Genomic DNA, 7,339 nt, shown 5'->3' with positions numbered 1-7,339 from the left:
GGGCCGCGCGGCAAGGAGATATATTGCCAGACCGGAGGGGCCCCGGGGGCGGGAATCACGCACTCCATATTTTGTTCACAAATGAATAGAACCCTCAGTTGCTTCACTGAGGCCGTATTCGAAGCAGCAGCTTCTGATATTGGCGATGACCAGCTGGTTTATAGGCGTTAAGGCATCGGTCATCTCTGGAGCGCCACTTTACTCCAAAAGCATGAGCTATTTGTTTCCCGTCGGTAAAAGGCGGGTTTTGTTCGCCAAGCGTTCTTATATATAGATAGATACGGGTTCGAACCCGTGCACCGGCAACAAAAAAGCGGCCGGCATCCGCCAGTCGCTTTTCTATTCTATGGTGGGCCGTCAGGGGTTCGAACCCTGGACCTTGGGATTAAAAGTCCCCTGCTCTGCCAGCTGAGCTAACGGCCCGCGGGTGGCATTGTACCACGGTCTGGGACTATTCCCAACTCCATTGGCCGTTCTGGAAAATCACAACTTCACGTCCATCAGGCGTAATTCCCGTAATATCGATGTCGTCCGTGCCGATCATAAAATCGACGTGCGTGCTCGATACGTTAACGCCATGCTCCAGAAGCTCCTCCTTGGACATGTCATACCCGCCCTCGATGCACTCGGGGAAGCCGACACCCAGCGCAAGGTGGCAGCTGGCATTCTCGTCATAGAGCGTATCGTAGAACAGAACGCCACTTTCACGGATCGGCGTGTTCTTGGAGATGAGCGCGACCTCGCCCAGATGAGCGGCACCTCCGTCGGTGTCAATGATGCTCGCAAGCGTCGCCTTGCCCACGCGGGCATCGTAGTCCACCACACGGCCGCCCTCGAACTTAATCCAAAAATCGTCGACTTTATTGCCGTGGTGGATGAGCGGCATGGCCGAGTACACGATACCGTCGGCACGCATGCGATCGGGCGAAGTGAAGACCTCCTCGGTGGGAATGTTGGGGAAGAAGGGATGTCCATCGGGCGTCTTGCCCTTGCCGCCGGCCCACTCGTGACCTTTCGTCATGCCAATCGTCAGATCGGTTCCGTTCGAAGCGGTGTAGTGCAGGCAATCAAATTGATTATCGTTTAGGAAACGCAGGTTCTTTTCGAATGCGGCGTCATGGAGTTCCCAGTCGCTCTCCGGGTCCTGGCCATCGGCGCGAGCGGTGTGCAGAATCGCATTCCACAGCTTATAGATTGCAACCTCATCGGCGTCTCCCGGGAACACCTCGTGCGCCCAAGCCACGACCGGAGCGCCGGCGATGCACCACGGATTGATGTTGTAATCCAGTCCACGGCGGAAAACTTTGCACTGCGTATTCCTCGCCTTGGATGCCGCGGCCGGCTTGGCTGGATCGATGCCCTTGAGGGCTGCAGGATCCGCACCCTCGATAAAGATAAAGCAGGCACCGTCCTGGGCCAGGGAATCCAGCTGCAGGCGCTTCCACTCGGGCGTCTGCTCAAAATAGCTTTTATCGACATGCTCGTACGTGAGCCTCGTCACGGCATCATCAGCCCAAATGACCGTCACGTGGCCGGCGCCGGCAGCATAGGCCTCCGCGACCACCACGCGCGCAAACGGCGCGCACTCGACCGGAGACTGAACGACGACCTCCTGGCCGGGCTTGACGTTTACGCCCTTGCGAACGACCAGGCGCGCGTAGTTTTTAATCTTGGGCTCCAGGGCCTTCATGCCCTCCAGAGCTTCTTCGACCGTCAGGGCAGCTCGAATCATGTGCCACTCCATCTATCTATAGAACAGTAAAAAGGCGCGCCGCAAAAACGACGCGCCTTATATCTTAGCGATAAGTATGTATGCAAACGCTACTTCTTCTTGGAGGCCTTCTTGTCCTCCTCGGCAGCCGAACGCTCGATAATGGCGTTGAGCTTGTTATCGGACATACCCTCGGCCTGCGTGCGATACATATTACGCAAGGGACGGATGCGCACGAAGTCGTAGATGAAGTCACCCAGAATGACGACGTAGGACAAAACAATGCCGACCATCTGGACGGGGCTGGACACCGTGCCGCCGGGAGCGAAGTAGAGCGAAGCCCCAATTGCCACGACGAGTACCATGCCGATGGCGAGCACGGCCCACCAGATACGACGGCGCTTGGTGTAGTCCCCATCCTGCTTGAGGAGGATATTCGACACCGTGTAGATGCGGTCCTCCTTGGCGCGCTGTTTGGCCTTGCGGGCGCGTTTCTCCTCCTTGGAAAGGCCTTCCAGGTTTTCACCCTTCTCGAGCTCCTTACGGCGTGCCTTGGATGATGCCGGCACGACGTGAACAGAACCTGCTGCCTGACGAGCGGGCTTGGCGGATGCGGCGGACTTGCGCGCAACCCCGGTGACCTCGCGGGATTGCGTGCGCTTGTTCGTGGCGCTGCGGGTACTCACTTACGCGTTCTCCTTCATGCTTGTGAACTGGGAGCCCGTGATGATCTGGAAGGCCTCGCGATAGCGCTCGGACGTGCCATCGATGACCTCGGCGGGCAGATGCGGGGTCTCCCCCGTCATATCCCAGTTGGCCTTGAGCCAATTGCGGACGAATTGCTTGTCGTAGCTAGGCTGGATCTTGCCCTCCTCGTAGCTGGCGGCAGGCCAGAAACGGCTGGAGTCGGGCGTGAGGCACTCGTCGATCAGCGTGACCTTGCCATCGATGACACCAAACTCAAACTTGGTGTCGGCGATGATGATGCCACGGGTCGCGGCGTACTCAGCAGCGGCCTTGTAGATCTTGAGAGACAGGTCACGAATCTGCGTGGCGATGTCCTCGCCCACGATCTCGCAGCAACGCTCGAACGAGATGTTCTCGTCGTGGTCACCGATCTCGGCCTTCGTGGACGGCGTGAACAGCGGCTCGGGAAGCTTGGAAGCCTCGGTCAGGCCCTCAGGCAGCTGGATGCCGCAGACGGTGCCGTTCTCGTCGTAGGTCTTCTTGCCCGAACCGGTCAGATAGCCGCGGACGATGCACTCGATAGGAATCGTCTGGGCCTTCTTAACCAGCATGGCGCGGCCAGCGAGGTAGTCACGATACTCAGCAAACTCCTCGGGGAAATCCGCCGGGTCGATGGAAACGAGATGGTTGGGGACGATGTCGGCAAACTTATCGAACCAGAATGCCGAGATGCGATTGAGCACCTCTCCCTTAAACGGAATCTCGTCGGGAAGAATGAAGTCGAACGCAGAAATGCGGTCGGTGGCGACCATCAGCAGGTTTTCACCGGCATCGTAGATATCACGAACCTTGCCACGGGAATCCGGACGACGCTCCATCGTTGTCACGTGAGTCACTCCTTACCTAAATACGACAGAAATGCGGGTTCTTTCCCGCACGTTTTCGCAAACTCGGAGCGGCAGGGACGAAACCCCTCCTTCACCGAATAGCGAAAAGCTAGTGCTCCATTGTAGTAGATGCCGCGTCCGCCGTGTGCTCGCGAGGCAGATGAATCGTAAAAGTCGTACCCTTTCCAAGCTCCGACTCCACGGATATGTAGCCGTGATGACGCTCGACAATCTGCTTGGTCACGGCGAGGCCAACGCCCAGGCCGCCAGCTTCGCGGGCGCGGCTGGCATCGGCGCGCCAAAACCGCCCGAAGATGCGCGACAGATCGTCCTTGGCAATACCGATACCGGTATCCGAAACGGCAATACTGACATGCTTGCGGTCACTGAGCACCGACACCACGACCCAACCGCCCTCGGGGGTGTAGCGCATGGCGTTGCTCATGAGGTTGATGACGCATTGCGTGATCATGTCGGGATCGGCCTCGACGACATCGTCGTGTCCCTGGGTTTCATCTGCAAAGCGAAGACGAAGGTCTCGGTCGGCAAACAGACGCTCCTGGCCGTTCACAATCGATCGCACGAACGGAACCATGTCCACCGGTTCAAGATTGAGCGGCGCCGTGCTGTTTTCCATGCGCGACAGGTCGAGCATCTGCTGCACCAGACGGGCCAGGCGACGCGTCTCGGAAGCAACAGTTTCCAAATGTTCATCATCGGTGGGATACACCCCGTCCTGCATGGCCTCGACCGTTGCAAGCATGGCCATAAGCGGCGTGCGAAGCTCGTGGGCGACATCCGAGGTCAGGCGCTTTTCGTGCTTCATGTCCTTCTCGAGCGAGGTGGCCATCTCATCAAAGGTCTCACCCAGCTGATCGATTTCGTCATCGCCGCGCAAGCCCGTGCGAGCTGATAGATCACCATCGCGAATTTGCTTGGCCGTGCTGGTAATACGATGAATCGGCTTGGTGAGCATGCGCGACATGAGCGATCCGATAACGACCGAGATGCAGACGGCAACAACCGCAGCAAGGGCCATGGCGTTAAAGGTCTTCTCTCTAAACGCAGAATCTGCCTTGGTGAGCAGTGCGTCGGACCCGATCGCCCATAGCTTTACCTGTCCGACATGCTCGCCGGAAGACGTTATGATTTCGACGTTGGCAACGCTATCGGAGTCGGTGGGAGCCGACGAGACCGGGCTATGCGAGGCCTTTTTACCGCTTGCGCTGCTCGACGTCGATTCGCTCTCGCGCACATCGGCGGTCGCACTTGCCGAAGGCCATGAGTCGTCATAAACGATCACGCCCTTTTTGTTGACGACCTGCATGCCCAAATCGTCGGACACCAAACTCGATGTCGCGACCGTGCGCAGCTCGCCAGCCGTCCAATTGCCGTTTTCCTCATACGACGTCGCAAGCTTTTCGGCGGCGGAATTGGCGATCTCAACGATATTGGAACGCGTGTAATCCGAAAAGACGGTGCCCCACACAACGGAGACAACGCCCACCAGCACCAATACCGTCATGAGCGACGTCAGGGCAAAAGCCAAGGCCATACGCGAGGGATAGCTCATCGTTGGCCGTGAATCGGAACGAGGCGTGTTCCAACTTGCCTTGGAACCCGCCTCGTTCTCCTGCTTGTGCTTTTGTCCGATTTCAAAGCGCGCAGGTGTCATATGTGATTTCCCTATTTCTCGTCCGACTTATCGGTCTTGGCCGGGGCCTCAAAACGATAGCCGACGCCGTGGACGGTGTAGAGCCACTTAGGCTTCTTGGGATCATCGCCCAGCTTGGCGCGAAGGTTCTTCACGTGGCTATCGATGGTGCGCTCATAGCCCTCAAAGTCGTAGCCGAGCACCTTCTCAACCAGCTCCATACGGTTGTAGACACGACCGGGATGACGGGCAAGCGTGGTGAGCAGCTTAAACTCGGAAGCGGTCAGGTCTACTTCCTTGTTCTCGACCAAGATCTTGTGGCCCGAGATATCGATGACCAGATCGCCAAAGTCGAGCACCTCAACGGCAGGCTCGTCAGCCTGGTGGGCACGACGGAACAGCGCGCGGACGCGGGCGACGAGCTCGCGCGGCGAGAACGGCTTGATCAGGTAGTCGTCGGCACCAAGTTCGAGGCCGATAATGCGGTCCTCGATCTCGCCCTTGGCGGTAAGCATGATAATGGGCACATCCGAGGTATCGCGGATAGTGCGGCAAACGCGCTCGCCGGGAATCTTGGGGAGCATAAGGTCGAGCACGACCAGGTCGAACTGATGCTTCTCGAACTCCTCGATCGCGGACTGGCCGTCGCCGACACCCACAACCCAGTAGCCTTCGCGCTCGAGATAGGCAGCGACGGCGTCACGGATTGCCTTCTCATCCTCGACCAGCAGAATCTTTTTTGCATCTGAAGCCATAACACGGCCCCCCTGTCTCAATTAGCTAAGAACAAGCCCATTTTAACGCACCTGAGCCCGCCGGATGCCGCTATGACGCGGCGGCTCGGCGGGCGGTACTCACAATTACAACGCGTTTATTCCCCTGTTGGCGCCTTTTTAACCCCTCTAAGCTTAAAGAGAGAATAGGCGTGCAGTGACCGTCTCTGGTATACCCTGGCTGTTGCGCACCGTGGCGTACGTAAGGAATGAGTCCGATTTTCCCGCCGTAGCTGGATAATCGCCATACTCCAAAGCGCGGTCGGGCGACAGCAGCGAGCCATAGGTCTTGGCAGAGGTGTCGATCAGGAAATGCGATGCCTGCACCTTAACAAGGTATTTATTCTTCTTGCCAGCCGCACATGCGAGCGGCTCGCGTGACAGGAAGAGGTACGGCCCTCCCTCATTACCGATATACGTGCCCATGTTGCCCAAGCTGCCCACGCCACTATAGGTCGCCTCGATAGAAAACACGAAGGTATCGCCCATATATACGGCCTCGAAAGGCGAGACTGACGAGGGAAGGACTAGCTGGGCACGTTTGGTGTTGTTGCCGTCGGTCAGATCGATTGCCGTTATGCCGTAGTAGACGCCCTCGTCGTTGCGGACACGCGGCGAGATGGTCAAAATGCCGTCGCTCGCACGCGGGGCCGATGCAAAGCGGCCCGTCGATTTCCAAATTGTCTCTGCCTTGGATTCATCAAGCGAGCGACGATAGCAAAACGAATCACTACTCGTTTTATTGCCGCCTGCCGAAGGCATTTTATACCAGATGACTGATGACCCGAACGCCGTAAACAGTGGCGGATCATAGTCCTTGCCACCCCGATCGAGCTCAACCACGTCGCCAGAGAGCGAAGCGCCCGACAGATTTTGAGCGTAGAGCTTCCACGATGAATTGGCAAAGTTCATCTCAACCCACGCAAACACGCCATCGCCGGCACGGACATCGTAAAATGCATATCCCGTGCCCTCGATAGGATCCTCGATTAATGTGGTAAGCGAGCCATCGCCCAGGTTGAGCACACCAAGCGTATTGGCATGCAGGGCAGAAGCAGGCGCCATCATCGCCGCGGCGTAATCGCCGTCGCAGTAGTACAGCAGCGTACCCAGAGGCAGCGTCCACGACGCCGCCGGCTCAAGATCGATGTCGACTGCCTCGTACTCATCCGTAATCGAGATGATTTTGGAATCGTCCTTGATAACCTGCGGCTCGCCGGCGGCATCATCGCTGGTGCCCGTTTTTTTCGAGCATCCGGCAAGCACTGTGGCAGCGCCCGCGGCAGCCCCTCCGAGCACAAAGCCGCGGCGCGATATTCCGTTCTTGACGTGGTCGGCGATACCCATTAGGCGATCTCGGCGCGAGCGGCCTCGATAGCGCGTGTAAGCTGGTCGGCGCAGGAGGTCTTTTTCATACCGCAGGTATTACCAGCGAGAACCTCGATTACACGATCGGCAGGAGCACCCTCGACCAGCTTAGAGATAGCCTTGAGATTGCCGTTGCAGCCACCGGTAAACTCGACGCCCACCACCTTGTTGCCGTCATCGGACAGGTCAAGGTGGATATTGCGAGCGCATACGCCCTGAGGCTTGTAATCAAAACTAATCATTGCGTTCCCCTCTCGTA

At 57.8% G+C, this 7,339-nt stretch carries 7 protein-coding genes and 1 tRNA gene; all 8 read right to left on the bottom strand.

What is annotated here, in order from left to right:
• Positions 1-347: 347 nt before the first annotated feature.
• The 8 genes from DXC18_RS02605 to DXC18_RS02570 all read right to left on the bottom strand — a co-directional run bounded on the left by DXC18_RS02605 (position 348) and on the right by DXC18_RS02570 (position 7,322).
• Positions 348-423 (bottom strand) — tRNA-Lys (locus tag DXC18_RS02605).
• A gap of 28 nt (positions 424-451) precedes the next feature.
• Positions 452-1,732, bottom strand: coding sequence for an aminopeptidase (locus tag DXC18_RS02600; protein WP_117716228.1), 1,281 nt, complete (start codon positions 1,730-1,732; stop codon positions 452-454).
• Positions 1,733-1,821: 89 nt separating this feature from the next.
• Complete coding sequence (locus DXC18_RS02595) at positions 1,822-2,397, bottom strand: hypothetical protein (RefSeq protein WP_117716227.1); 576 nt, start codon at positions 2,395-2,397, stop codon at positions 1,822-1,824.
• Entirely contained in the window at positions 2,398-3,276 is an 879-nt protein-coding gene (locus tag DXC18_RS02590; protein ID WP_035136481.1) for a phosphoribosylaminoimidazolesuccinocarboxamide synthase, read from the bottom strand.
• A gap of 118 nt (positions 3,277-3,394) precedes the next feature.
• On the bottom strand, positions 3,395-4,960 hold the full coding sequence (locus DXC18_RS02585) for a cell wall metabolism sensor histidine kinase WalK (protein ID WP_117716226.1): 1,566 nt from the start codon (positions 4,958-4,960) through the stop codon (positions 3,395-3,397).
• An 11-nt stretch (positions 4,961-4,971) separates the two neighbouring features.
• Positions 4,972-5,694 carry a response regulator transcription factor gene (locus DXC18_RS02580; protein WP_117716225.1) on the bottom strand — a complete coding sequence of 241 codons (723 nt, stop codon included), beginning with the start codon at positions 5,692-5,694 and terminating at the stop codon, positions 4,972-4,974.
• A gap of 153 nt (positions 5,695-5,847) precedes the next feature.
• Complete coding sequence (locus DXC18_RS02575) at positions 5,848-7,059, bottom strand: twin-arginine translocation signal domain-containing protein (protein ID WP_117640630.1); 1,212 nt, start codon at positions 7,057-7,059, stop codon at positions 5,848-5,850.
• Positions 7,059-7,322: a TIGR03905 family TSCPD domain-containing protein gene (locus DXC18_RS02570; RefSeq protein WP_117629999.1), complete on the bottom strand. Its 264-nt coding sequence runs from the start codon at positions 7,320-7,322 to the stop codon at positions 7,059-7,061. Before DXC18_RS02570 ends, DXC18_RS02575 begins: the two co-directional genes overlap by 1 nt.
• Positions 7,323-7,339: the final 17 nt, after the last annotated feature.

The sequence above is a fragment of the Collinsella sp. OM08-14AT genome (assembly GCF_003438115.1).
GTDB lineage: Bacteria > Actinomycetota > Coriobacteriia > Coriobacteriales > Coriobacteriaceae > Collinsella.
The sequence above is the reverse complement of the archived record's forward strand: the minus strand, read 5'-3'. Positions and strand labels throughout refer to the sequence as shown.

Coding starts and splice junctions, on each gene's coding strand:
- DXC18_RS02600 (WP_117716228.1), bottom strand. CDS start 1,732: ATGATTCGAGCTGCCCTGACGGTCGAAGAAGCTCTGGAGGGCATGAAG.
- DXC18_RS02590 (WP_035136481.1), bottom strand. CDS start 3,276: ATGGAGCGTCGTCCGGATTCCCGTGGCAAGGTTCGTGATATCTACGAT.
- DXC18_RS02585 (WP_117716226.1), bottom strand. CDS start 4,960: ATGACACCTGCGCGCTTTGAAATCGGACAAAAGCACAAGCAGGAGAAC.
- DXC18_RS02580 (WP_117716225.1), bottom strand. CDS start 5,694: ATGGCTTCAGATGCAAAAAAGATTCTGCTGGTCGAGGATGAGAAGGCA.
- DXC18_RS02575 (WP_117640630.1), bottom strand. CDS start 7,059: ATGGGTATCGCCGACCACGTCAAGAACGGAATATCGCGCCGCGGCTTT.
- DXC18_RS02570 (WP_117629999.1), bottom strand. CDS start 7,322: ATGATTAGTTTTGATTACAAGCCTCAGGGCGTATGCGCTCGCAATATC.